This window comes from Leptospira montravelensis (assembly GCF_004770045.1).
Classification (GTDB): Bacteria; Spirochaetota; Leptospiria; order Leptospirales; family Leptospiraceae; genus Leptospira_A; species Leptospira_A montravelensis.
In genome coordinates this window covers 14,500-40,012 of sequence record NZ_RQFO01000020.1, presented here as the reverse complement: position 1 = coordinate 40,012, position 25,513 = coordinate 14,500, and the positions used below count along the sequence as shown (strand labels likewise).

Below are 25,513 nucleotides of genomic sequence, written 5' to 3'. Positions count from 1 at the left end.
AATTATTAAACTAGCAGATGTGACAAAGCGACTGCAAGCGCATGTGAGACATTTAAAGAATCAATCTGGTTTTTCATCGGAATGAAGACAAGTTGGTCTGAAATATTTAGAACATCTGGAGATATTCCTTCTGATTCATTACCAACTATTAATACGATATTATTTTGTTTTTCAATTTCGTAAACCGGTTTCGTTTTCGATAATAAATGTTCGCCTTCACGCGGAAGGCTAAGTGATAAAATGGTATGTCCTGAGACTTTCAAATAATTTAATGTTTCGGTTAGATTGTTATCACGAACTAATTGAATTTGAAATAAAGAACCCATTGAAACTCTGACACTACGCCTGAGATATGGCGAAGCAGATTTACCATCAACAATGACTGTTCGGATTCCAAATGCTGCGGCTGTCCTTAAGATGGATCCAATGTTTTCGCTGTCGACTATATAGTTTACTGCTAAAATAGGAGATTCCACTTCAGATAAGGAACTCCACTTTTGATAACCGATTGCCATGAATCCTTGGTGCACAGAAAACCCAATGGTTTCCTCAAATATTGATTTCTCAGCAACAAAACATTTGTTAATATTCAATAGTTTGGATCGGATTAGGTCTTTATGTTTTTCCCAATACTTTGGCATACAAAAAACAGATTCAACCTCAAGGTTAGACATGAGTAACCTAACGACTGTTTTTTCGTGATCCGCAACGAATTTGTCGGAAGGTTCTTCCTTAGCTTTGAGCAGTTGGTAAGCGGAAAGTCTAGGATCCTGTGCGGAATGTATAATTTGCATTATGTCTCATTGCCCCTGAAGAGCCCCCGCCCTGAATAGGGTGGTGGAGGCGGGCTTGTGGGTTTGTCCTAAAACCTCTAACACAAACTTTTCATCTCTTCAAGAAAAGAATGCATTTCCGGAAAGATTCTTTTAAAAAGTTCATGTTAGCAAAACTGATACTCTGATTGGACAAATCCATTTACGTAAGTTTTCGTTTCCATGTGTTTCAAATTTTGATCTTGAACTAAGTAACCAAAAAGAGGTAGTCCCGATCCAAGTAAAACAGGAATTCTTGTGATGGTAATCTCGTATAATAACTGGTTTTCGATAAAAGATTGAATCATTTGTCCGCCATCAACGTAGGCAGATTTAAATAATCTTTTTTCAAGTTCAAAAGTTAAATCTTCTAGAGTTTCATGAAATATAGTAATCGGAAAATTCGACTCAAATTTATAATCACGATTGCGAGTTAGAACATAAACAGGAATATCTGCAAATGGATAGGATTCAAAACTCAATACCGTTTCAAATGTAACTCTGCCCATTACTATACAATCGATATTTTTCATAAATGAAGAATAACCTAAATCATTATTTTCGATCTTATAGTTTTCTGATATTAGCCAGTCAATGGATCCATTCGTTCTGGCAATAAATCCGTCTAAACTGCTTGCAATAAATGCTCTGTATTTTATCATAAAACAATCTTACTCTACGCTGTAGAATTCAATATTCTACAGCGTAGAATTGTGCTTATTAAAATGAAAGAAAAAATTATACAAACTGCTTTGAAAATTTGTGAAAAAGAAGGGTACGAATCCTTTAGTATGCGTAAATTAGCAGCGAAATTAAATTTAGACCCAATGGCAATTTACCATTATTTTGATAATAAGGCGGAACTAACTAAGGCAATGGTGGAACAAATATTCCAACGATTTCATGATGATATTTTAGTCTCCGATCGAAATCCAAAGACAAATATTAAGAGAGTTTTAATCGACTATTGGAGTTTATTTGTCGAATATCCAGGTATGTCCTTATATTTAATTAAAAATTCTTATGAAGCATTTCCCTCTGTTGTGTCGCTGAACCAAAAACTTCTTTTTTTTCTTATGCGATCCTATCCGAATTCTGATCCCGATAAAACTTTGAACGTATTAATTGATTTTGTGCACGGGAATGCCTTGTCCTCCACAACGATATTGTCCAAAAACAAAAGTAAAGAAACAAAGATTCGTATGAATCAGAAAGAATTTGAAAGCTCTTTGTCTTTCCTTTTGGACCAACTTTCAAAAACCTAATGGGTCACGCCAGTGCACCTATTTTCTATATTGAAAAAATCACGCGATCTTTCAGGAGGAAGACCAGGGTATTTGAGAGTTCGCCACCTAATTATAGTTTTGGGATAATTTCTTCCTAGTAAAATTCTTTAACAAATTACCATTTGTAGTTGATTAAATTACATCCAAAAAAACTATTTAACAGGATTCTCGGATTTCCCTAATCAAAATGAACATTGATCCCCGAACAGTCGTATTTATCAACATCATTGGATGTTTATTAATGTCAGGAGGACTTTGGTTTGCGGCAAGGGGTTATTTTCAAAAGCTCAGCTTCGTTAAAGATTGGTCAGTTGCCACTTTATTACAAGCCTTAGGTTGGATTGTTCTGGGAGCTTTAAGAGGAGTTATTCCTGATTGGATCTCAATTAGTGCCGGGAATTCGCTTATTCTTTTGTCATTAGTATATTATAATAATATAATTTTATCTATGTTTGATAGAAAACAAATGTGGAATTCAGGAGTTTTTTTAGTTGCGGTTGTTTTTATTTTGCTTGTGATGCACCAATTTTCCGATATTGCGCCAAAGTATAGAATATCTTTGATATCATTGGCAGCCAGTTCACAACTTTTATCTTCTGGTAAAAACATTTTATATGCAAATCAAAAATCCCGATTATCCAGTCGTTTTACTGCTATCTTTTACTTATCTTGTGGGATAATTTTATTCTTTCGATTTGTTTATTACACAGTTGCCGATGTATCTATATCGCAAGTAGCCTTCGGAAAAGGACCCATTCAAGATTTCACTTATTTGTTTTTTTATATAACTTCAGTTATGATGACATTCGGTTTCTTAATGATGTGTATAGATATTTTTATCAAAAGCCAAGAAGAGAGTGAACAAAAGTATCGATTATTAGCCGAAAACACCACAGATGTTATTTGGGTTTTAAATTATGATGAACAAAAATATTCATATGTTAGTCAATCGGTTTTAAATATTACCGGTTTTACTTCTGAAGAAACCATCCGCAATTCTTTAAAAGACTCTTTTACACCAAGTTCATTAAAATACATTTTGGAAATTTTACCTGATCGAATTCAAGAATTCAAAGTTACTGGAGAAAAAAAGCCATTCAGTGACGAAGTGGAACAATATTGTAAGGATGGGTCCACAATATGGATAGAAGCCAATACTGTGTTTCAATGGAACCCTAATGGCACTATTAATATATTAGGAGTTTCTAGAAATATAGATAAAAGGAAAAATGCTGAAATCCAAAAAGATAAATTTTATTCCGAATTGCAGTTATTAAATCACACTAAAGATAAATTCTTCTCAATTATTGCACATGATTTGAAAGGTCCAATTGGAGGTATGAATACTTTTGCCGGTATGATTTTAGAGGACTTAGATACGCGACCCATAAAACGTACTAAAAATGATCTGAGTATACTTTTTCAGTCTTCTGGTGAAATATATGTACTTTTGGAAAATCTTCTCACTTGGGCCAGATCACAAACAGGAGAGATGGCGTTTTTTCCAGAAGAAATATCATTGTATCATTCCATCGAATCTGCCATTGCTTCTATATCTTTTTCGATCCAAAACAAATCTATAATTGTGAAGAACTTCGTGGATTCAAATTCAAAAGTTTATGCTGATGAAAAGATGGTAGAAACGGTTCTTCGAAACTTAATTTCTAATGCCATAAAATACTCCCACGTTGGAGGTGAAATTCAGATCTTTTCGAAATCGCTAGGTGATGATTTAGAAATTTGTATAGCAGATACTGGAACTGGTATTTCAGAAGAAATTCAGAATAAATTGTTTCGTATCGACGCAAAACAAACCAGTATGCCCGGCACATTAGGTGAAAGAGGAACTGCTTTAGGTTTAATTTTATGTAAAGAGTTTATTGAAAAACATGGAGGATCAATTTGGGTTAATAGTGAAATAGGTAATGGATCCAAGTTTTATTTCACCTTACCAAAGGAATCAAGCGTACTTATTCGGGTATAACTTTTGTTCCATTCACAACTGTATCACCTGGATATAATATGACGGATTCTCCAACAGAAAGCCCATTCTTTATCATACTAACACCCTCACTTTGATGTTCTACTTCTACAAAACGTAATTTTGCTTTTTTCTTCTCAACAGTAAACACTGCCCATTTCCCATCTTCTCGAAATAAAGCAGATGTTGGAATTATTATGGCATTTGGTTTTTCAAATAATACAATTTTGCATTCTAATTCGTAACCATCGCCAATTCCTGGAGGGGGAATAAATTCAATCAATATAGGAACACGTTGTTCTTCTACACCAAGTGATGATATTTTAGTGATAGCAGAAGGTTCAATAATAGAAACTTGTCCTTCCAATATATGTTCTCCAAATCCAGTGAGTAAGACTTTATCTTTTAAATCTAAGTCAGGCATATCCTCAGATAAAACAAATGCAGATACAGCAATTTTTGATACATCGCCATAGTCTAATATGCGTTCACCCATAGTAACAGGCCCTGCACTTTCTCGGTATACTTTTAGAATTTGACCATTGGAACTTGCTTTTACAGTTTTCACGATGTCCCAATCTACAGTAAGAAGTGTCATACCTTTAGAAACTTTGTCTCCAGCGTGTAATTCTACTCTACGCATCACGCCATTTACTGGAGCATATGCAGTGTAAAGTTCTTTGACTTTTGTTTTACCTTGAACAGACAAAATTTGTTTATAAACATCTTGTTTGGTAATGGCTATTTCCACTGGTTTTGGATCTTTTTTTAAAATTAAAAAGGTAAAACCGAAAAACAAAATTACACCTATTGTAACTTTTGCATTTTTTGTTTTAATAAACTCTAAGATATTTTCTTTTGTCATATCATTCTCTCACCTTGAGTACGCTTAATAAGTCCATTGTTTTTAATTTTTGATATACTATGATAAAACTGATTCCTGCAGTGAATACTGCCAGAAGGATTGAATAGTAATAAGTAGAAGGGTAAATGACAACTGGAATTTTAAATCCTTCTGTTTCGTTGACATTTAGTATTAGATTAGCAACTTTATTTCCTAATAAACATCCAATAGGAATGGCAATGAGTATTTGCCAAGTTAGTTCCCAGGCAATAATCTCAAAAACTTCCTTTAAACTAAATCCAAGGATTCTTAAACTACCTAATTCATATATACGTTCAGATAAAGTGATCATTGCGGTATTGTAGATGACGCCAATTGAAATGATAATTGTAAATATTAAAATCACAATGGATGTTGACTGAAGGGATCTCTGCATAACTTCTTTAAATCCTGTAAGAATGGCAGATTTGGAAAATAAACCAATGACTAGAGGATTGTCTTTAAATTCTTCAATTAAATTTTTATCTTCTAAAGGGTCCGTTTTTAAAAGTGCGAGATTTATCAAACTCCCTTCATCTAACATTCGATTTAGATTATTACGATTGATAAAAACTCCCTGGCCTAAAATTTCATTAGCAAATGCAGAAACTGTAACTTCTATTTTTCTTTTTTCTCCATCAAGAGTTTCAATAATAATGGATTCCCCTTTTTGAATTCCCATTCTAGTTGCTAAATCGGTATTCATCATAATTCCATAAACGGGTATATCGATTGGATGTAAATCGTGGTTTAAGATTCTTCTTAAACCAGAACCTTCTGAAATTCCTGTTAAAATTGTGTCTTTGGATTTCCGGTTCTTAGAAATTTTAATGGGAATGGATCGTTGTCCTTCTGCTAAAAAAACTCCCTTTTTCTCTTTTAATTCAAATAATATAGAATCTTCAACAGGAATTCTAAAAACGAGTGTGAGTGTTTCTCTTTGAATCGTATTAAATTGAAGATCTAACAAAGTACCTACGGTGTCTTGTATAAAATTTCCAATGATCATAATCATGATCGAAGTAGACAATCCTAGGATTGTAAGTGCAGTTCGTGTAGGACGTTTGAAAAGATTCCTTAGAACCATTCTTTGTATCGTTCTAAGATTGGTAATCCAGGTTTCCCAAAAAGAAATTGTATAAGTGCCAGGGGGAGCAGGGCGCATAGCTTGTGCCGGATCTAATTGAATGATGCTCCGCAATGATATGACTGTACCGAGTCCTCCAATGAGGATTCCAAAACTAAAGCTAAACAGTGCAAGTGACGCCGGAAAGATTGAAACCAATTGTGGAAATTTATAGAATCTGCCATACAAGTCTGTCATTGCATTACCTAAAAAATATCCAACAATGACACCCAGAACACTACTGATGGCAGTGATAAAACTAATAAGTTTTAGATAATGAATAGCAACGTCTCTGGAAGTATAACCAAGCGCTCGTAAGGTTGCAATTTGCTCTCTTTCTTTTGAAATCATTCGATTAGAAATAATATGCAATAAAAACGCTGCTATGGCTAAAAAAATTCCAGGTAAAAAAACAGCAGTGGTCCTTAGTTGCCTAAACTCATCATTCAAAAAAGAATCAGAAGGTAAAGATTTTCTCTCTTTCGATCCCATTCCACCAAACTCATCTAATAATGCGTCGAGATCACGCATCATTCGTAACCTCTCTTGCCCTTCTGAAGCAAAATGAAAAATAATTTGATTGAATGCACCTTCGAAGTTAAAATTTGCTTCCATTGCTTCTCGTTTCATCCAAATAATACCGTAGTGTTTGTCGTCAGGCATTGGGTTCCCGGGTCGGAATACATAAACAAATTCCGGAGACAAACCAACGCCTGTTACATGCAAGAATACACGTTTGCCACCAATGATTGATGATAAAATAGATCCTGGCTCTAATTGATTGGCGTTGGCAAAGTTTTCACTTATGACTACATCTTGATTTTGTTTTGGTAAAAAACCTTTTTTTAAATATAAGGTGTTTGTATGTTCTGGCAACGATATCAACTGAGCTGCGGAAGGATATACTTCATTTGGAAAATCTAAAACAATTTCTTTCGAGATTCTTGTTTCAAAGTCTGAAATACCCTGTAGTTCCGCTATTTTAGTTTCAATGTAAGTTGGTGCACGGTTTAAATAAACAAAACCTTCGCATAAGTTATGTTTGCTATAAAAATTTAATTTTGCATCCATCAGCGAAAAATAGGCAGCCCAGGAGGCAGAAAAATAACTGATTCCGGCTGCGATGACAAGACCAACGGTTAATCCCTGAATCGACATGGATTTTAAGTCTCGAAGTAATTTTATATTTAAGGTTTTGCCGATCACCAGCTAACCTCAGATACAGGTTTTTTATGATGATTTACTGAGTCGGAAACAATCGTTCCATCTTTTACTAAAATAATACGGTCAGCAATTTGTGCAATGGACTCATTATGTGTAATGACAACAGTAGTCGTTCCTAAGTTTTGATTGATCCCTGTAATTGCTTCTAAAACAATTCTACCGGTTTTAAAATCTAATGCGCCTGTAGGTTCATCGCAAAGAAGTAACTCTGGCCTTTTTGCGATGGCTCTTGCGATGGCAACTCGCTGTTGTTCACCTCCCGAAAGTTGAGCAGGGAAATGGTTTTTTCTATCCGCTAATTTAACTAACGTAAGGGCTTCGAGAGGTGCCATGGATTTATCTGAGAGATCTGTCACCAAACGCACGTTTTCTTCCGCTGTGAGGCTTGGAATTAAATTATAGAATTGAAATACAAATCCTACATGGTTTCTTCGGTATTTAGTTAATCCTTCATCATTTTCTAATGCTAATGTTTTCCCATGAAATAATACTTCGCCAGTAGTTGCTGTGTCTAGTCCCCCTAAGATATTTAGGAGTGTCGATTTCCCTGATCCGGAAGCACCTAACATTACTGTTAGTTCCCCCTGATTGAATTTAAGATTAACGGAATGGAGAGCCACCAAAGGGACTTCCCCTACTTGGTACGTTTTCCCAAGGTTTTTCGTTTCCAGAAGAATATTGGGTTTTTTCATTCTAAAAATACCATGAGTGCAGAAAGAACTCTTAATTTACAAATTTAAGATTTGGATTAGAATCTGTGAACTTAAAATTAAATGAATCTGGTTCGAATCTTATGATCAACCTAGGTCTTTTGGAAGAACTGAAACCAACTTTGTTTTGGATGAAAGTCCAGAGAGAATCGTTATATTTTTTTTTGGAACATGAAAGTGTTTGGAAAGTAATAAAATCAGTTCCTCATTCGCCTGCCCATCTACAGGTGGAGATTTTATTCGCGCGATACAATCTGTTTCAGATATAAATTCTAATCCTGGTTTTTTGTTATTCGGTTTTACCTTTACAGTTAATTTCATGTTTTTTACATTTTTTAATGCTTATTATTTAAAGCAACCTTGTCTATTCATCTTACCAATTTCGTAGAAGATTCGGATGATCGAAGTTTTTAAGTATCGGATAAGAAATAAGAAGATGCGATTTATAATGTAGCAGGGATTTAGAATCATATCCATGAAGAAATTAAAAATGTTTTCGCTGCATTAGGCGGTGCCTTTGTATTTCCCATTATTTCATTAGAACTCGTTTATGTTTTTTATAAAGAACGCCTTCGTATATTCAGAAATTATAAACCAAAAAGATAGTTTTTCTTTTTTTGTTTGGCGCCTCGAATTAGTTTGGTGATGTAAATTTGTTCTCATAACGATCCCGCTCTACGCTACAATCTTTCCTTTCAGGAAAGGATTTTCGCTGCGATCGGTGGCGCAGGGACTAAAGTTGAAGCAAGTTGCCCATATTATGAACAATTCATGTATCTTCTGTACGTCTTGTTAATTCATTAAAATTATTGTTAGGTGATTGAGCATAGAATTCGGCTTGCCGATCTGAAAATATAAGTAACTATCACTTAGAATCCAATTGAAATAGGTAATTTAACCAGGATCAATTTAGTTTTGAGGGTAGGGATGTCGGTTCAAAAGAATCTATTAGATATTTTATGGGTACTCGTTTGTTCGGGTCTTGTGCTGATGATGCAAGGTGGGTTTTTAGTTTTAGAGTCTGGTTTAACTCGGGCAAAAAATTCGATTAACGTAGCAATTAAAAACATCGCCGATTTTGGTGTTGCGACACTTTTATTCTATTTGTTTGGATTTGGTATTATGTTTGGTTCTTCCTTCTATGGAATTTTAGGAACAAATTTATTTTTACCGACTTTCCCCAAAGACAATGCCTGGCCTCCCACTTTCTTTTTGTTTCAACTTATGTTTTGTGGAACGGCATCTACTATCGTTTCTGGTGCAGTGGCAGAACGATTAAAATTTCCTTCCTATCTTTTGGCAACAGCTCTTATTTCAGGAATCATTTATCCCATTGTAGGTCACTGGGTTTGGGGAGGCACATTCATTGAGACTTCGAGAGGTTGGTTAGAGAAACTTGGATTCCATGACTTTGCCGGTTCTACTCAAGTTCATAGTGTCGGAGGTTGGGTTTCTTTAGCGCTCCTTCTAGTTGTTGGTCCAAGGCTTGGCAGATTTACTGAGGGGGAACCTTCTAAATCAGTGACTGGCAGTAACTTGCCTCTTGCGATGTTAGGTGGTATTATTCTGTGGTTTGGTTGGATGGGATTTAACGGAGGAAGTACGCTAGCATTTAATGGATCTGTACCAATTGTTATTCTAAATACAATTATTGCCTCTGGTTTTTCAATGATGGTAGCATTATTTTTAACTTGGTTTGTAAAAGGATACCCCGAGGCAATTTCACCATTAAACGGATCTTTGGCGGGACTTGTTGCGATTACTGCCAGTGCTGACTGTGTAGAGCCTGCGCAAGCAGCCATCATTGGAATGATATCCGGTGGGCTCACTATCCCTGCAGAGAAAATATTAGAAAGATGGAAGATCGATGACGCTGTGGGCGCCGTTCCTGTCCATTTAGTGGGAGGGCTGTGGGGTACCATTGCCGTAGGGATTTTTGGAGATATTGAAAAACTGGGTGCGACCAATGGAAGAGGGGATTTGATTCTAATCCAACTTTTTGGAGCTGTTGTTATAGGTCTATTTGCATTTGTTGTGGCTTTTATCATTTTTAACGGTATCAACCGTATTTATCGTTTACGAGTTGATGAAACTGAAGAAAGAATAGGATTGAATATTTCAGAACATAAGGCAACAACCGAATTGATTGATCTATTTTTATCTATGGATTATCAACATAAAACGGGTGATTTAGCACTCGATGTACCTGTAGAACCTTTTACGGAAGTGGGACAAATTGCAGAGAGATACAACTTAGTTTTGGGAAAGGTGCGTACTACTCTAAAAGAAAATGAAGACTCTCGAATTGAAATTGCCAATGCCTATGAAAAAGTACGAAATGAACAAGAACGCGCTGAAAAACTTTTGTTAAATGTTCTTCCTAAGGCAATTGCAGAAGAGTTGAAAGAAAAACAAGGTTTAATTGCAAATAGTTATCCAGAAGTATCTGTATTGTTTGCCGATATAGTTGGCTTTACACAAATTTCCTCTGGTATGAAACCTGAAGCAGTGGTTCGCATCCTAAATGAAATTTTTTCTTATTTCGATGTATTAGCTGAAAAGTATCGTTTGGAAAAAATTAAAACTATTGGTGATGCTTATATGGCAGTGGCAGGTTTACCAGCACCTGACCCGTATCATTCTTTACTTGCGACTCACATGGCTTGGGATATGAAATCTTTATTGTCGAGATTAAAACTTGGTAAAAGTGGATCTAGACTCAGTATGCGTATTGGTATCAATACAGGTCCAGTGGTGGCAGGAGTCATTGGGACCAAAAAATTTATTTACGATATTTGGGGCGATGCTGTAAACCTTGCGTCGCGTATGGAATCACATGGTCTACCAAATGAAATTCAAATTACAGAATCTACTGCAAACCTGATTCAATCCGACTTTGTATTGGAAGACCGGGGAGAAATTGAAGTGAAAGGGAAAGGAAAAATTAAAACCTTCCTCGTCAAACAAAGAATACGCGAACCAGAGGCAAGTTTGCCGTATTTTCAGTTTGCAACCTAAAAGAGAATGCTAAATTTTTCATTTAAAGACTAATGGAAAAAGAACATTTAAACTTTGAATCAAAATCTAAAAAAAACTAATTTCCTTGAAAGGCGTCATTTTTCCAGGTCCCAGAGTTTACTATTTCACCAGTGGGAGAAAGTAAGGTTCCTTTGCCGTTTCTTTTCCCATTTTTCCAATTCCCAATATAACGTGATTGGTCATCGTAAATGTAAATTCCTTCTCCGTTGATTACAATCCCTCGGTTGTATTCTCCGATTAAAGTTAATTTATTAGGTAGAGTTAACGTACACTTACCCTGTGGTTCTCCATCAACAAAAAAACCTGCTATTTTTGTTCCATCGGACCAGACATAATATCCTTCACCATGTTTTATATTTCTTCTGAAGTTGCCTTCGTAAAAAGCGCCATCAGCATAATAGATTTTGCCTTTCCCACTTTTTTCCCCTCTATGCCAGTATCCCTCATATTTTTCACCACTAATATGTTTCAGAATTCCGTAATCGTGAAATCTATGGTTTAGGAAGCCACCAGCATAATAAGTTCCATCTTTTAACTCTAAAACTCCAAAACCAGTATCACAATCGCCGGATGTACACTTTGCTCGGTTGTAAGTGACATAAAGTATGAGTATAACTAAAGTTGCAGCGATACCTAATGTAGCAAAAATTAGGTGTCTTCTATTAAGAGGGAGCTTGAAGCGTTTCATTTTGGGTTAAGTTGTAATTATATTTCTTAATGTCAAATAAAATTAAAGATTAATACTTTCGTAATACGATGAATAGGTTAGCGTGGCCAAAATGGAAAAGGTAAAGAATTTGAAAGTTATAACGCTTGTTCTTGTTTCTTTGATCGTGTTGTCATTCACTAGTGTGTGCGCACAAAGCGAGGAAGGTAAATTGAAGGATGTATCTGAGGCAGCGAAACTAAACTCTGAGGGAATTGGTTTACTACAAAAGAGTGAAGTACTTGATGCTAGAAAAAAGTTTGAATCAGCGCATGACAAAGATCCTTTGTCACCTGAATACCCGAATAATATTGGTTTTACTTATCTGTTGTTAAAGGATGAGGAAAAAGCTGAGTTATTTTTTAAAAAGTCATTGGAAATTGATCCGGACTTTTTTAGGGCACACTATAATTTGGGAGTTTTGTATCAGAAAAAAGAGAATGTCTCAAAAGCATTGGAATATTATAAAACAGCAACTGAGAATAACCCAAATTTCCCCGAGGCTAGATATAATTTAGCATTAATGTATATGAGAAAGGGAGATAAAAAGAAAGCGATCGAATCCTTTGAAATTTTTATTAAAATTGCATCCCCTGAGATGAAACAACCAGTTCAAGATGCAAAAGTTAGAATTTCAGAGCTGAGTAAATGAAATTAAGAATTTTTTTATCTCTTCTTTTGTTTTTGATGGCTGTATATTCTTGTAAAGGCAGCAAGAATATACAAGGTGTTGCCGAGCACATTCTTGATGAAAGAATTGGTGAACCAGCTTTGTTTTTGATAGGAGATAAAAAGTTTTCAAAGGAAGCATATAAAGAGTATGTTCGACACTTGCGTCTTTATTTTGAAAAAAAACCCCCTCTTTTTAATCCAGAGGAAGCAAGGCTCTATCTTGAAAATTATATCAATGAGTCTATTTTATTATCGGAAGCTATTGCTGATATTGATTTTTCCAGTCAGTCTTTTAAAGAATATATAAAGCCTTATTTAGTAAAAGGTATATTAGATTTTTATATATTTGAGAAAACTGGTGGGTTAAAAGTTTCAGATGAAGTTGCAAACGAAACTGAAATAGTCGCAAAATTGAAGGAAGCAGGAATTTTAAAAAAAGAAAACCTCTCTGAGTCCGAGAAATTAGTTCTGAAAGAATTTATTTATTGGAGAAAGCTAGAGTTATCTGCAAAAAATAGAGCAGAAGAAGCAAAGGTTATTTTAGCTAAAATTAAAGAAAGAAATAAGGTCACAATAATTCCCTGATGAGTAATAAAAAATATCTGTTACTTTTTGCTTTATTGTTTTTGGTGTTAAACTGCAAAAACCGCGAGGATGCAGTTTCTTCATATGCAAAAGGCGTTGATTTTTATGCAAAGAAGAGTTTGGAAAAGGCATTAGTAGAATTTTCAAATGCTGTAAAAGCTGATAGCAGTTTTGTTTCCGCCAGGTTAATGAAAGGGAAAACAGAATATTATCTTGGAAAACACGAGAATGCAACTGAAACATTTCAAGACATACTCGATGACTTCCCTGGTAACGCATCTTCTCTTACCTGGCTTGGGAAAATATATATGTTGGATTCATCCAAACGAGATGATGCTAAACAAAAATTATCACAAGCTATACAGTTAGATGATAATCAAATAGACGCACATTATTACCTTGGAAAGTTGTTTGAGCAAGAAGGAAATGTGAAAGATGCCTTGATTCAATATTCTCATGGGATTGAAATCGCAAAAAGATCTGACAAAATTAAAAGAGATCTTAACGAGATATATCGTAACGCTGGTTTAAGTAATGTAGCGGAGTCAAATGAACCAACTCCCGAATTAACGAAAAAAGCAAAAAGAAAATAATGAAAACAACAATCATTTTTGTTTTCAGCTTTGTTCTCCTTTTTTTGGGATGTAGTAAAATCCCAAATGAAGGAGATATATTAGGTTTACTGGGAGCAAGAATTGAGGACGGTTTTGTTTATCCTAAGATACTTTTTGTTAATCCTTCTTCAGAAGCCACCCAAGTTCCAATTGACTCTCCTATCATTATAGATTTTTCGAAACCAATGGATCGTTCGTTGGTTGAATCGGCGATTAGCATATCAGCACCAGGTGGCAATACTTCTTTCAATCCATCTTGGGTTTTTGACAGTCGATTGATATTGAATTTTTCTGCGGGCTTAACTCAAGGAAAGAAATATGAAATTAACTTAAACGCAAGCAGCACAAAAGATAAAGACGGAAATAGAATGGCAAAAAACTTTATTTCTAGTTTTTATACAATAGGTGTTGGAGGAGCCCCGACAGTAGTTGCAACAAACCCACCACTTAGCGGAGAGCTACAATTGGGTTGGCCTGTAGGGTCAGATCTATTGGTAAAATTCTCACAACCAATGGATCCGGTTACCACAAATAATGCAGTTACTATTGAGGGAGCAAGTGCCTTATTCACTCCGATTTGGGATTCAAGCTTTCGCGAATTGACATTGAGGCTAAAATCACCTTTGAATTTAGGTGCAACTTATCGATTGCGAGTTAATGTAAACGCAAAAAGTGCATTGGGCATTCCTCTCGATAAAGAATACCTAATTGCTTTTTCCACAGCAACGACACTTGAAATACCAACAGTCATCGCAGATGTTACAGTAAGCCCTGCTTGGGGGACTATAAATCCTGATCCATTTATTAACACTTTTACTGGTGCTTCGAAGTTTGATAATTTTACGTTTAATTTTTCCACACCTATGACCATAAAAAACATAAATGGGGAAATAAAATTTTCACCAGGTATTAATGGACATTTCGAATGGACAGGTAATCAACTTTTAAGATTTATACCTTCTTCTCCATTGACCACGGGACAACAATATCGTTTATCAATAGGTCGTGATTTTACTAGTGCTAGTGGTGTAGGGATGAATCAATCTTATACTATTGATTTTTTGGTCGACGAACCTACGACCAGTGTAAATATTTCGCCGGTCCAAATTTTAGGAAAATCTTTTACTGCATCTCCAGCTTGCAACTTGATTGTAACACCAATTGACCAAACAATAAATTTCCCAATAGATCCATACATTGCTTACGAGTTTAGGCCAAGATATACTTGCCCAGAGCAATATGAGATAGAATTGCTTTTCCAAACTGCAGGAAGTGCAAGGTTAAAATTGACTGGTGATAATAATTTATTTGATGCTATTAGCGTTAATTATCTCTCTGGTGGTCCTGTAACTTCTAGTATTTTTATTCAAAGTGTTGATTATTTACCGAGCGCAAATCCACAAAGAGTTAAAGTTAGATTAGGCGGCATTTCCGGAAACTTAGCAAGATATGTATTTAAAGTCGCTGGAGGAACCAGTGGTCTTCACGATATAAATGAAAATAGCCTCTCGAATGATTTGGAGTTTGTTTTTTATGGTAACTAAACTCTTTTTTGTTTCTATATTTGTTTTTAGTCTATCTTGTAGTCAATTATTAGATAATGCGGAGGGGCCTCTCGATTTTTTACCGACTGCATCACTTTTACCTGCGTCCAATCCGCCAAAGATTCTTTTAGCGGATCCAGCAGATGGTTCAGTTGGTATTTCGCCTGATACAAAAATTACAATTTTATTCTCTGAAGCGATGAACAAGGAATTCACCCAGTCTGCTTTTAGTTTAATTCGTGATGGTTCGGCTGTCGGTGGAACTTTTTCATGGCTTGGAAATCTAATGGTATTTTCTCCCAACGATAAACTATCAGATCCGGGTATGTATATTTTTAGTGTTGGAAAAGCAAAAGCGGAATCTGTAGGTGGGGTGAATTTACTTGATGACTATCGATCTAGGTTCAGTTACTCAATTGACTTAAATAAACCAAAAGTGACCCAAACTATTCCTGCAAATGGGGATGTTGGAGTATCTCCCAATTCATTAATCACAATTAAGTTTGATAAACCAATGGACAAGTTATCAGTGTTTGGTGCAGTTTCACTAAGTCCTTCTGTAGAGTTCGATATTCCAAATACAGTGATTTCCGATAATGACCAATCATTTCAATTTATTCCCAAATATCCTTTAAATTTTGGAACTGTGTATTCACTGAATGTTGCGAATACTGCACGTGATAAAAATGGGAATGACCTAGCGACTGCACAAAACGTCGTTTTCACAGTTGGAGATGACTTAGTGTCACCCGATTTAGTTTCTATTTCGACTCCTTCCGTTCCAAATTTCATCGCTGACGAAATAACTGTGATAGACGGCTTCAATCGAAATGATGTTTTTACTTTAGTATTTAACGAACCTGTTCAACCAATTCCATTGGCTGGCGCTATTAGGATCACACCTTCTAAGAATTATAATCTAATTCAAATATCTCCAACAAATTTTGAGGTTCGGTTTTTGGAACCTCTGGATCCAGTAACAATTTATAATTTAACTGTCAGTGATGGCGTTGTCGATTTTCAGAATAATCGACTCAGGAAATCATATAATTTTAATATTAATACATTCGGTGATTCAACACAAAAAATATTTCTTATGGGTATCTATTCTGATCCAGCATTCGCAAATAAACTTTATGAGGATCGAATCAATGTTACAACACCACAACTGACAACTTGTCCTACATTATCAAATGAATGTGATCAGAATTTATACTTTAGATTTTGTTATGGTGAAAATTTAGGCACTTGTAATCTCTCTTTACCAGTGAACAGTCAGATCTTATTGACTTCGTTACGTCTCACTGTAAGTCGGGAATTTGGACAAGCAATAGGGGCTTGCCAAGAGTATTTTGATAATCCAATTAATGCAACTCCAGCTCCGTTGGCTCCTAGTATCACTGTGTTTGGCACTGTAGCAAAATGTTTAGACAAAGGTTCGACATATTCCATAACCGTAAGAGGTGGGAGTACTGGCATCAAAGATAACTTTGGAAATATAATGGATTCAGATCGAACCGTATTGATTAGATTCCCTCAATAATGGTAAAGTACTTTCTTCGCAAAACCGTAACGACCACTGTTTGCCTGGTTTTTATACTTGGGATTGGCGCCATAAGTTTTTCCAAATTAAAAATTGAGTTATTTCCTAATATTACGATTCCAACTATTACCATTTTAACTACATATCCTAATGCTTCTATTGAGGAAATGGAACTTCTAGTTTCAAAGCCGATTGAGGAGGTAGTTGCTTCTGCAGAAGGCGTGGATGAAACTTTTTCCGAAACTTTAGAAGGGATGTCCATCGTTAAAGTGCGGTTCCGTTGGGGTACAGATGTTGATTTGGCAACGGTGTTAATTCGAGAAAAATTGGACTTAGTGAAAGGCTCCTTGCCAATTGATGTAAAAAAACCAATTGTTTTAAAATTTGATCCAAATGATAAACCTATCGTTCGAATCGCAGCTTTTTCCAAATCTAGTGACTTCAAAAGTCTCCGTAATTTTATCAAAAAAAATCTGATTCCTATCTTTGAAAAAACCGACGGTGTTGCAACCATCACCCTATCTGGCGGATTAGAAAAACGGATATTAGTTGAACTAGATGCAAATCGTATGAAATCTTATTCAATCACTCCGAATGAGATTCAAAGACAAATTGCTTCGAACAATGAAAATATTCCATCAGGAAATATTATTAGAGGCGAAGATGAAGTTACTGTTCGGACAATGGGTGCTTTCTCAAACGTTGGCGAAATAGAAAATCTTATTTTAAAAACATCTGAAGGTGGAGCTCCAGTTTATCTTAATAGCGTAGCAAACGTTAAGGACTCTTTCAAGGACCAAACAAGCATTTGCCGTAGAAACTTTTCAGAATGCATATTAGTGGATATTCGGAAAGAATCAGGGAAAAACACTGTTGAGGTAGCAAGAAATATTGAAGGAGTTGTGGGTGAGTTAAATGATCGGTTCTCTGATATTTTAGAATTAGAAATCGTTGAAGACAGGTCAGATTTAATTTTATCTTCAGTGAATGATGTAGGAAGTTCGATAGTATTATCCATTGTAATTTGCTTCATTATACTTACAATTTTTACCGGGTCTTGGGTAGAGGCAATTTTAATAACTTTTTCAGTCCCAACATCAATCCTCGTTTCTTTTATTTGTATGCACTTTATTGGACAGTCATTGAATTTGATGTCTTTGGGTGGTCTTGCTGTTGGCGTTGGTTTAATGGTCGATTCATCAATCGTTGTTTTAGAATCTATTCACAAAGAAAAAAAGAATGCTAAAGATGAACATTTGGCAATCGAAATCGGGGCTTCTAAAATTGCTTTTGCATTAGTGATTTCGAATTTAACTTCAATTGTAGTTTTTCTTCCCAATTTTTACTTGAATGGGTTAGAAGGGATAATCTTTAAAGATTTTGCACTCAGCGTTTGTATTTGTTTGGCCTCATCTCTAATGGTTTCCTTAGTGTTCCTTCCTTTTTTTAACAAAATGATCTCATCAAAATTTAAGAGTAACGATTATTTGGTGAACATTAGCAAGAATTTGATTATTAAAATTGAATCAACTTATGTCTTTTTCTTAAAAAAATTTTTAGAGAAACCAAAATTTGTATTAATGGTTGCTTTCGGCTCACTTTTGTTTGCTGCAATTCTTGCTTCCTTAATCGCTGTAAATCTTATGCCAAAAGTTCAGCGTTTGGATCTTAACATCAAACTCACTTTACCAAATGGTACACGCATAAAGAAAACTTCTGAAGTTGTTTTGAACATTGAAAAAATGGCTACACTCGTAGATGAAAACGTAGACATGCTCTCAAAGCTAGGGTTTGAAGAAAAGGAACTAACATTATTCCCAACTTCGGAGTTTGGGATAAACCGGGCAGAAATTTTCTTCAGATTTAGTAGCTTTTCAAAGAAAGACAAATTCATCGAAAAACTGAAAGAGATGGATGACGAAATGCAAAAGATAAAGATTATTTCATCATCAGACATTTTATCTGAAGTATTACCATTTTCATTTGAACAAGTCTCCATTGTTGTTACTGGCGGAAATTATGTAGATATCAATTCTGAAATCCTAAAACTAAAAAACAAACTAAAGGATACTTTTAAATCAAAAGACATACAGACTTCTTTCGATCAAGAATTGAATGAAGTTAGAATCACTTTTGATAGAAATAGATTAGCTTCCTTTGGGCTCAGAAGTTCTGACGTTGGTGACTCACTAAAAACTATAGTTAAAGGTGATGAAACTATATTTTATAAAGTTAAAGATGAAGAAATTCCAATCCTAATACGGTCCGGGCAAGAAGGTAGAACTGGTGTCGACAAGATAAGAGATATCAATTTTGAAGTTGATGAGAACAAATTCGTTCCATTGAAAGACTTTGCCTTTATTGAGTCCAGAAAATCTAGCCGTATTCTGAATCGTCAGAACGGTAAAAGAATTGGATATTTGGCCATGGAAATTGAAGACCAGAGTATTTCTAGTGTTTATAACCAGGTTGGAAACATTGTTGGAGTAGGTAACTTGAATGAAAACGGGACCTCAATTTCTTTTGGTGAAAATAAGAAGATTTTAGATGTAGCAGTTAATGGACTAGGTATTGCATTGTTTTTTTCGATCATTTTAGTCTACATGACTCTTGCTGCTGCAATGGAGAGTTTTTTACTTCCATTGCTCATCATATTTTCAATTTTTCTTGCGGCATTTGGTGTTGTTGGCTCTCTATTCATCTTTAACGAATCTATAAATATGATGTCTTTACTTGGTTCCATTTTGTTGGCTGGAATCGTTGTAAACAATGCAATTCTAATTGTTGAGTTTTATAGAGATGAAAAAGCAAAATATAAAAATACCGAAAAATTAATTATTGAAGGTGCAAAAGATCGTTTAATCCCCATACTTACGACAACACTAACCTCAATACTTGGACTTTTGCCTCTGTTGTTTTCTATTAGTGGCTCCACATCGCAACGATCCCTTGCGGCATCAATTTTTGGAGGTCTCATATTTTCAACTGTTATCAGTTTATTTTTTATACCTATTATAAGTAAGGTTATGATTGAAAAAGGATTAATGGAAAAATAGTTGGATAACCTTCTCGTAACAATAGTTAAAAGAAAAATAACTGTAACGATGTTTGTTGTTGCGGCTGTCGGCTTTGGAATTGCTTCTTTTCGAAATTTGAAGTATGAGTTGATGCCTAAAAAAGAATCTAATATTCTTTCGATTATTACTCGTTATCCAGGTAATTCCCCGAGCAGAATTGAAGAACTAATTACAAAACCAATTGAGAAACAAATTATCGGAGTTGGTGGTGTCGAAAAAATTTTATCTAGTTCTGAAGAAGGTGAATCTAAAATTACTATTTTTTTCAATTCGCAGGAGCCACTAAAGTACAAATCAGTCGAATTAAAATCAAAAGTTGAATTAATACGTTATAATTTTCCGAGAGAAGTAGAAGAACCCTATGTCGTAAGATTTAATCCAGAAGATAAGCCTGTATTTACAATCAGATTAACTTCTAAGCTATTAAGCCTTAAGGAACTTCGGGAAATTTCTGAAAAAAAACTGAAAACGATACTTGAGAGAGTTCCGGGCGTAGGTGAAGTTATAGTAATAGGTGGAAGGTATAGGGAAATAAGAGTAGATGTAGATAAAGGGAGATTGTTATCAACAGGCTTAACACCTAACCAAGTAATGGATGAAATCAGGAATATTAATCGTGATATTTATTTGGGGAAGTTAATTAATTCGCCTGAGATTGAAAGCGAGTTGAGGCTGAAAAATAGAATAGAGTCCATACAGGATTTACGAAATATAAATTTTGTTGTTGGGAAATCTCGGAAAGTAGTTCGTATAACGGACGTCAGTGATATTTATGACGGGGAAAGGGATTTGTCCGACTTAAGTAGAGAAAAGGGATTCGAAAATGTCAGTATACAGATAAAAAAAAATAGTAGTGCAAATATTTTAGAAGTATGCAAACTTCTTGAGCAAGAGGTTTCAAATTTTGAATACCCTAATATTTCCTTCGATATAGCTTATAATCAATCTAAATATATATCTGCAGCTTTAGACTCGGTTTCAATGTCTGGATTAGTTGGAGCTTTAGCTTGCAGTATTATCGTATTTCTATTTTTAAAGGATCTTAGATATACAATTATCATTTCTATTACCATACCAATTGCAGTTGTCTTGTCCTTTGTTATTCTTGACTCACTTCAAAAATCATTAAATATAATGACGTTAGCAGGTCTTGCCCTAGGAGTAGGGGTTCTTATTGATAGTTCAATTGTTGTTATTGAACGTATTAATTCAAATATTTCTAAAGGAATTGTTGACCCAATTTTTATTTCGATAGATGAACTTTGGAAGGAATTATTAGCATCTTCCTTAACTAACATTATTGTTTTTATTCCATTATTATACGCCTCTGCAGATTTCAAAAATAATTTCTTGGATCTGGCTACTTCAATTACTGCCTGTATCTTAATTGCTTACTTTTTATCGCTAATCTTTGTTCCAATGTTGTGTAGTGTTGTTCCTAACGAATGGAATTTTGTTAAGGCAGATTTTGTAAAGATAAGAATTGATTATTCGAAGTTTATTGCATCCATTAAAAAAAGGTATGAATTCCTTTCTTCTTTGAGTATTAAACAAATTTCTCCGAAGATAATCGTGTTAGTTACAATTATTTTTTTCGGTTTTGTTTTTATGTTTTTTGTCCGGAAAGAGTATATCGATTTTGCAGGAAGTAGAGAAATTGTGGGAAGTGTAGAATTGCCTACAGGGACAAATCTTGAAGCAACTAGCAAAAGTGTTAAGTTAATCGAAGAATTAATTTCGAAAAATCCATTTGTAGAAAAGGTTTCTACAAAGGTAGAAAAATGGCATGCAGACTTATCAATTAAACTAAAAAAAGACCTTAACGGGAATTCTCCTGAAGATATTAAAACACAGTTAAGAAATACTACAGATGATATTAAAGGAGTATTTGTTTATTATATAGATGCAAATGCTTTTGGTTCCAATAAGGAACTTGATATTGACATTATTGGAGACGATCTTGAAGAGTTAAAAAAACTTTCGAGAGAAATAGCCGAATCTATTAAAGAGCTTAAGGAAACAGATCAAGTCGTTTTCCGATTCAGAGAAGGCAAAGAAGAGCTACAGTTAAATTTACGTCAAGACAAAGTAGCTTTAGCTGGATTAACTAATCAATTTATTTCGGATTTTGCGCGGACTGCCTTACAAGGTTCAATCCCAACGAAAATTTTTGACCGGGATAGGGAAGTTGACATTCGCGTACGATTCCGAGCCGATGATAGAAAGTCTGTTGATGACCTTACTTATTCTTTGATACCCGTTAATGATTCGAAAGTTTCTTTGATCGATTTATTAGAGATTAAGCGAACAAAAGCAGATACACGTATTAATCGAAAGAATAAAAGAAGAATGGTTACTATAACAGCAAATTTTAAAGATACCAGCTTATCAGAATACGCAGAAAAAGCTGAGGCAAAGTTGAAAGCTTTTACTTTTCCTCAAAATTATTATTATGACTTAGGAGATGCTGTAAAAAAACTTAGGAAAAATCAAATTGAAATGTTTGGGTTCATTCTATTTGCCATTGGATTGATATATGGAACACTAGCGATTTTATTCCAGTCCTTAAAAATTAGTTTCCCAATAATGTTGATGGTTCCTATTAACATATCTGCTACAACTTTCTTCCTATTTATTTTTGGCCAGACTTATAATGTTTCAACTTACATAGGTTTTATTCTTTTAGCTGGTTTATCAATTAACAATTCTATTATGATAATTGAAAATGCGATAAGGAATGAAGACAATATTCCGTTCCCAGAAAAAATGAGAATTGCGGTAATCAATAGAAAAAGAGCAATGCGGATGACCACTTTGACAACTATCTTTGCATTGATTCCAGGAATATTCGGCTCTAGTGAAGGCTCAGAATTCTGGCGTCCAATGTCATTAGCTGTAATTTTTGGTATGAGTTTTAGTTATGTATCAGCGATTGAAATTTTTCCTTCGTTAGCCAACTTTTTTATAAATTCTAAGTTATTGGTCCCAAGGTTGGCCATCAGAAAGTCCGTTTAAATTTCCAAGAATGATACTGTCTCCTTCATTTAAAGGACCGGAAATCAAGAACTTATCACCTTCATTTGAAATGACTGATACCTCTTTACTGAAGGCAAGTTTGTCTTTGCTTACGATATAGACTTTTCCTGTTTTTTTATCTTCTGAAAGAAGTAAACCATTGTTTGGAATAAGAAAACCTTCATCTGGTAGGGTATAATGAAATTCTCCTCTTGCGAACATACCAGGTTTTAATTTTTTTCCTTCATTTTTAAATTCAACTTTGATTTCAGCTGTCCGACTTTGAGCATCAAGAATTGGTGACACAATTGCAATTTTCCCTTTAAACTTTTTTTCTTTTCCAAGGGCATCAATTGAAAATTCGATATATTTACCTTCTTGGAATTTAGGTATGTCAGCTTCACTCACTGGAAAAGTTAAAAAGACTTCTGAATCGTCAACTAAAACAAATACGGGAGTACCTTCTTTTGTAGTCTCACCAACATATAAACTACGAACGGCTATCTTACCATCTAATGGAGAGAGTAGTGTAGACTCTTTGATTAATAATTTAGTAGTTTCAATATTTGCCTGAGTAGCCTTTAGATTGGCAATAGCCATATCGAGTTCTGCTTTTTCGACGATAGTATTGTAATCGACATATGCTTCTCGGAGTGCTTCAGGATTTGTTGGAACATTGAAGCCGTTTTTTTTAAGGTCTTCCGGTCGGTAACCCACTTGAATCGAAATTAAATTCTTTTGCGCTTTAAAATATGCAGTTTCAGCAGAAACCATTGCTGTTTCAACACCCTTGAGTTCAGTTTCAGAGACTCCGCCGATTTCAAAGAGATCTTTTTTATTATTTAAAGTCCTTTTTAAATTTTCTAGATTTGCTTTTGCTTCGGCTTCTTCGGCTTTAGCCTTTTCTATATTTGCGACTTCTTTTTCAATTCTCTGTCTTGCTTGAATATACTTTGCTCTAGTAAGATCTATTTGTTTATTTTGGATTTCAACCGAGGCTTCATCTTTTTTCAACTGCAATTCAAGATTCAATGTTTCAACTTTGGCTAAAGCTTCACCTTTGCTTACTTTTTGTCCTTGTTCTTTAAAAATCTTTTCAATTCTTCCTATAACTTTAGAACTGACTTCAGCTTTATTTTTATGAGATACTGTCCCTAATAAGTTTATTGTTAGTTCCTTGTCAGACTGTTCTAGAACGTAAACAGACCTATTGGTAACTTTCTTTTTTTTAGAAGCCTCATTTTTATTGTCAGAACAAAAATTTAATATAATTAAACTAAACACTAAAACAATCTTTAAGTTATTCTTCATCTTTCCCTTTTTTTTGCGTAATCAAATTTAATGAGTCTAAACTGGCTCCCACTGCCATTTCTAATTGGGACACAGAAAGTAAAAATTGTACTCTAGTATTAATCTTAGCCTTTTGCGCCTCAAGATAAAATATTTCTGTTTCCGCTAAATCTACTCGTCTAACTTCGCCAATCTCAACTTGACGTTGTTTAATCTTTAATCGTTTATCAAAGGATTCTGCATTTTCGTCGGCTAAAAGCATAGATTCCCAGGAAACACTATAATTATGTAACGCTTTATGAACTTCTATTCGGATAATATCATCCAATTGCCTTCTAGTAATTTTGGCTTGTTCTGCAGCAATACCTGATTGCGCTATTTTTCGTTTATATTGTAAATTGTCATAGATCCCTACAGTAGTAGAGGAGGTGAGTGCACGATCTGTATCCTGGTTTCTTGCAATATAGTTTGAAGTGTCTTGGACAGTATTGGGACCCAAAGCCATACTCATTTTGAAGTTAAATCCATATTCTCTTTGTCTGGGTTCGTATCTATCACCAGCAGAAGCGTAATAACTCCCAACGGAAAATGTTGGTATGTAATAAGATTTTGCAATTTCATGTTCAGACAGAGCTTGTAATTCTGCTGCTTTCGTTCTATCAAATTCAACTCTTGAGCGGAATGCCAAATCAACTAAGTCTTTTTCGGAAATTGTTTTAAAATTAAAATCGTAACCATCTTCAATTCTATCTTTTAAAATAACCTCAGAAATGCTAGGTAACCTGAGCAAAATTTTGAACTCTTCCAACCCTGTATTATACGCAATTTCTGTACGTTTGTGTTGAAGTTGAATTTCATTTAACCGGTTTGATATTTGCAGAACTTGAACTTCTGTTGTATCACCCAATTTTAGTTCTCTCTGAGCAAACTTTAGCTGTTCTTTTTGTCGCTCAATCGATCTTTCTTGTAACTCTAGTTGTGCCTTATTACTGAGAATCGTATAATATGCATTACGAGTTTTGAATTTCAAATCATTAATCGATAGCAATAGATCGTACTTAGAAAGATCCAAATCATGCATAGCAGCTTGTAAGGCCAATTTCCTTCGTCCACCATCATATATAACTTGGTCAAGGTTTAACGAAACACGTTGAGATCTACTGTCAGCTTCATTTTCAACAACGTTAGAGTTCCGAAACCAAGAAACGGAAGCTGTTGGAAAATAATTTCTCCAATTTTCATTTACTATGAGACCTTTAATTCTTTGTTGACTTCCCAGTAACCGTAACTCTGGAGAATTTTCGATCGCAACGTCTTCAGATTTTTTAACATCAAGATATAGTTTTTCTGTTGATTGAGAACGAACTGTAAAAATCGGAATTACCATTATACAGATTATTCTTCTT

The 25,513-nt window shown here is 34.8% G+C and carries 19 protein-coding genes; 10 read left to right on the top strand and 9 right to left on the bottom strand.

Annotated features, from left to right (window positions below):
- Positions 1-5 precede the first annotated feature (5 nt).
- Both EHQ31_RS18440 and EHQ31_RS18435 read right to left on the bottom strand, forming a co-directional pair.
- Positions 6-794, bottom strand: a complete 789-nt coding sequence (locus tag EHQ31_RS18440) for a TrmH family RNA methyltransferase (RefSeq protein WP_135568590.1) — start codon at positions 792-794, stop codon at positions 6-8.
- 146 nt (positions 795-940) lie between these two features.
- Complete coding sequence (locus EHQ31_RS18435) at positions 941-1,474, bottom strand: dihydrofolate reductase family protein (RefSeq protein WP_135568589.1); 534 nt, start codon at positions 1,472-1,474, stop codon at positions 941-943.
- 63 nt (positions 1,475-1,537) lie between these two features.
- Between EHQ31_RS18435 and EHQ31_RS18430 the strand changes: the two genes are divergently transcribed.
- Positions 1,538-2,077, top strand: a complete 540-nt coding sequence (locus tag EHQ31_RS18430; protein ID WP_135568588.1) for a TetR/AcrR family transcriptional regulator — start codon at positions 1,538-1,540, stop codon at positions 2,075-2,077.
- A 262-nt stretch (positions 2,078-2,339) separates the two neighbouring features.
- On the top strand, positions 2,340-4,082 hold the full coding sequence (locus tag EHQ31_RS18425) for a PAS domain-containing sensor histidine kinase (RefSeq protein WP_135568632.1): 1,743 nt from the start codon (positions 2,340-2,342) through the stop codon (positions 4,080-4,082).
- On the opposite strand, the gene EHQ31_RS18420 is transcribed toward EHQ31_RS18425, so the two are convergent.
- The 4 genes from EHQ31_RS18420 to EHQ31_RS18405 all read right to left on the bottom strand — a co-directional run bounded on the left by EHQ31_RS18420 (position 4,069) and on the right by EHQ31_RS18405 (position 8,343).
- Complete coding sequence (locus EHQ31_RS18420) at positions 4,069-4,944, bottom strand: efflux RND transporter periplasmic adaptor subunit (protein WP_135568587.1); 876 nt, start codon at positions 4,942-4,944, stop codon at positions 4,069-4,071. The genes EHQ31_RS18425 and EHQ31_RS18420 overlap by 14 nt on opposite strands.
- A 1-nt stretch (position 4,945) precedes the next feature.
- Positions 4,946-7,246 (bottom strand): ABC transporter permease, encoded by a 2,301-nt coding sequence (locus EHQ31_RS18415; RefSeq protein WP_135568630.1) that lies wholly within the window; start codon positions 7,244-7,246, stop codon positions 4,946-4,948.
- A gap of 44 nt (positions 7,247-7,290) precedes the next feature.
- Complete coding sequence (locus tag EHQ31_RS18410) at positions 7,291-8,004, bottom strand: ABC transporter ATP-binding protein (protein WP_135568586.1); 714 nt, start codon at positions 8,002-8,004, stop codon at positions 7,291-7,293.
- 105 nt (positions 8,005-8,109) lie between these two features.
- On the bottom strand, positions 8,110-8,343 hold the full coding sequence (locus EHQ31_RS18405; protein WP_135568585.1) for a DUF167 domain-containing protein: 234 nt from the start codon (positions 8,341-8,343) through the stop codon (positions 8,110-8,112).
- Between the two features lie 606 nt (positions 8,344-8,949).
- On the opposite strand from EHQ31_RS18405, the gene amt reads away from it, so the two are divergent.
- Entirely contained in the window at positions 8,950-11,040 is a 2,091-nt protein-coding gene (gene amt / locus EHQ31_RS18400) for an ammonium transporter (protein ID WP_135568584.1), read from the top strand.
- Positions 11,041-11,116: 76 nt separating this feature from the next.
- On the opposite strand, the gene EHQ31_RS18395 is transcribed toward amt, so the two are convergent.
- On the bottom strand, positions 11,117-11,749 hold the full coding sequence (locus tag EHQ31_RS18395; protein ID WP_135568583.1) for an MORN repeat-containing protein: 633 nt from the start codon (positions 11,747-11,749) through the stop codon (positions 11,117-11,119).
- Between the two features lie 91 nt (positions 11,750-11,840).
- On the opposite strand from EHQ31_RS18395, the gene EHQ31_RS18390 reads away from it, so the two are divergent.
- The 7 genes from EHQ31_RS18390 to EHQ31_RS18360 are packed head-to-tail and all read left to right on the top strand — an operon-like array spanning position 11,841 to position 22,817.
- Positions 11,841-12,419 carry a tetratricopeptide repeat protein gene (locus tag EHQ31_RS18390; protein WP_135568582.1) on the top strand — a complete coding sequence of 193 codons (579 nt, stop codon included), beginning with the start codon at positions 11,841-11,843 and terminating at the stop codon, positions 12,417-12,419.
- Positions 12,416-13,024, top strand: coding sequence for a hypothetical protein (locus tag EHQ31_RS18385; RefSeq protein ID WP_135568581.1), 609 nt, complete (start codon positions 12,416-12,418; stop codon positions 13,022-13,024). The genes EHQ31_RS18390 and EHQ31_RS18385 overlap by 4 nt, the downstream gene beginning before the upstream one ends.
- Positions 13,024-13,617, top strand: coding sequence for a tetratricopeptide repeat protein (locus EHQ31_RS18380; protein WP_135568580.1), 594 nt, complete (start codon positions 13,024-13,026; stop codon positions 13,615-13,617). The genes EHQ31_RS18385 and EHQ31_RS18380 overlap by 1 nt, the downstream gene beginning before the upstream one ends.
- Positions 13,617-15,182 (top strand): Ig-like domain-containing domain, encoded by a 1,566-nt coding sequence (locus EHQ31_RS18375; RefSeq protein ID WP_135568579.1) that lies wholly within the window; start codon positions 13,617-13,619, stop codon positions 15,180-15,182. The genes EHQ31_RS18380 and EHQ31_RS18375 overlap by 1 nt, the downstream gene beginning before the upstream one ends.
- Positions 15,133-16,725, top strand: coding sequence for an Ig-like domain-containing domain (locus EHQ31_RS18370; RefSeq protein ID WP_135568578.1), 1,593 nt, complete (start codon positions 15,133-15,135; stop codon positions 16,723-16,725). Before EHQ31_RS18375 ends, EHQ31_RS18370 begins: the two co-directional genes overlap by 50 nt.
- Complete coding sequence (locus EHQ31_RS18365) at positions 16,725-19,781, top strand: efflux RND transporter permease subunit (protein WP_135568577.1); 3,057 nt, start codon at positions 16,725-16,727, stop codon at positions 19,779-19,781. Before EHQ31_RS18370 ends, EHQ31_RS18365 begins: the two co-directional genes overlap by 1 nt.
- The gene (locus tag EHQ31_RS18360; RefSeq protein WP_135568576.1) at positions 19,782-22,817 is read left to right on the top strand and encodes an efflux RND transporter permease subunit; all 3,036 of its coding nucleotides are present in this window, start codon (positions 19,782-19,784) and stop codon (positions 22,815-22,817) included.
- Here the strand turns inward: EHQ31_RS18360 and EHQ31_RS18355 are convergent.
- Complete coding sequence (locus EHQ31_RS18355) at positions 22,779-24,128, bottom strand: efflux RND transporter periplasmic adaptor subunit (RefSeq protein WP_135568575.1); 1,350 nt, start codon at positions 24,126-24,128, stop codon at positions 22,779-22,781. The genes EHQ31_RS18360 and EHQ31_RS18355 overlap by 39 nt on opposite strands.
- Complete coding sequence (locus EHQ31_RS18350) at positions 24,118-25,494, bottom strand: TolC family protein (protein WP_208652813.1); 1,377 nt, start codon at positions 25,492-25,494, stop codon at positions 24,118-24,120. The genes EHQ31_RS18355 and EHQ31_RS18350 overlap by 11 nt, the downstream gene beginning before the upstream one ends.
- Positions 25,495-25,513 lie beyond the last annotated feature (19 nt).

Bases quoted from the DNA above. Each gene is read 5' to 3' on its own strand.
- EHQ31_RS18380 (WP_135568580.1), top strand. From the start codon at position 13,024: ATGAGTAATAAAAAATATCTGTTACTTTTTGCTTTATTGTTTTTGGTG.
- EHQ31_RS18355 (WP_135568575.1), bottom strand. From the start codon at position 24,128: ATGAAGAATAACTTAAAGATTGTTTTAGTGTTTAGTTTAATTATATTA.
- EHQ31_RS18405 (WP_135568585.1), bottom strand. From the start codon at position 8,343: ATGAAATTAACTGTAAAGGTAAAACCGAATAACAAAAAACCAGGATTA.
- EHQ31_RS18365 (WP_135568577.1), top strand. From the start codon at position 16,725: ATGGTAAAGTACTTTCTTCGCAAAACCGTAACGACCACTGTTTGCCTG.
- EHQ31_RS18385 (WP_135568581.1), top strand. From the start codon at position 12,416: ATGAAATTAAGAATTTTTTTATCTCTTCTTTTGTTTTTGATGGCTGTA.
- EHQ31_RS18425 (WP_135568632.1), top strand. From the start codon at position 2,340: ATGTCAGGAGGACTTTGGTTTGCGGCAAGGGGTTATTTTCAAAAGCTC.
- EHQ31_RS18440 (WP_135568590.1), bottom strand. From the start codon at position 794: ATGCAAATTATACATTCCGCACAGGATCCTAGACTTTCCGCTTACCAA.
- EHQ31_RS18370 (WP_135568578.1), top strand. From the start codon at position 15,133: ATGAAAATAGCCTCTCGAATGATTTGGAGTTTGTTTTTTATGGTAACT.
- EHQ31_RS18430 (WP_135568588.1), top strand. From the start codon at position 1,538: ATGAAAGAAAAAATTATACAAACTGCTTTGAAAATTTGTGAAAAAGAA.
- EHQ31_RS18410 (WP_135568586.1), bottom strand. From the start codon at position 8,004: ATGAAAAAACCCAATATTCTTCTGGAAACGAAAAACCTTGGGAAAACG.
- EHQ31_RS18395 (WP_135568583.1), bottom strand. From the start codon at position 11,749: ATGAAACGCTTCAAGCTCCCTCTTAATAGAAGACACCTAATTTTTGCT.
- EHQ31_RS18415 (WP_135568630.1), bottom strand. From the start codon at position 7,246: ATGTCGATTCAGGGATTAACCGTTGGTCTTGTCATCGCAGCCGGAATC.
- EHQ31_RS18375 (WP_135568579.1), top strand. From the start codon at position 13,617: ATGAAAACAACAATCATTTTTGTTTTCAGCTTTGTTCTCCTTTTTTTG.
- EHQ31_RS18390 (WP_135568582.1), top strand. From the start codon at position 11,841: ATGGAAAAGGTAAAGAATTTGAAAGTTATAACGCTTGTTCTTGTTTCT.
- EHQ31_RS18420 (WP_135568587.1), bottom strand. From the start codon at position 4,944: ATGACAAAAGAAAATATCTTAGAGTTTATTAAAACAAAAAATGCAAAA.
- EHQ31_RS18350 (WP_208652813.1), bottom strand. From the start codon at position 25,494: ATGGTAATTCCGATTTTTACAGTTCGTTCTCAATCAACAGAAAAACTA.
- EHQ31_RS18435 (WP_135568589.1), bottom strand. From the start codon at position 1,474: ATGATAAAATACAGAGCATTTATTGCAAGCAGTTTAGACGGATTTATT.
- amt (WP_135568584.1), top strand. From the start codon at position 8,950: ATGTCGGTTCAAAAGAATCTATTAGATATTTTATGGGTACTCGTTTGT.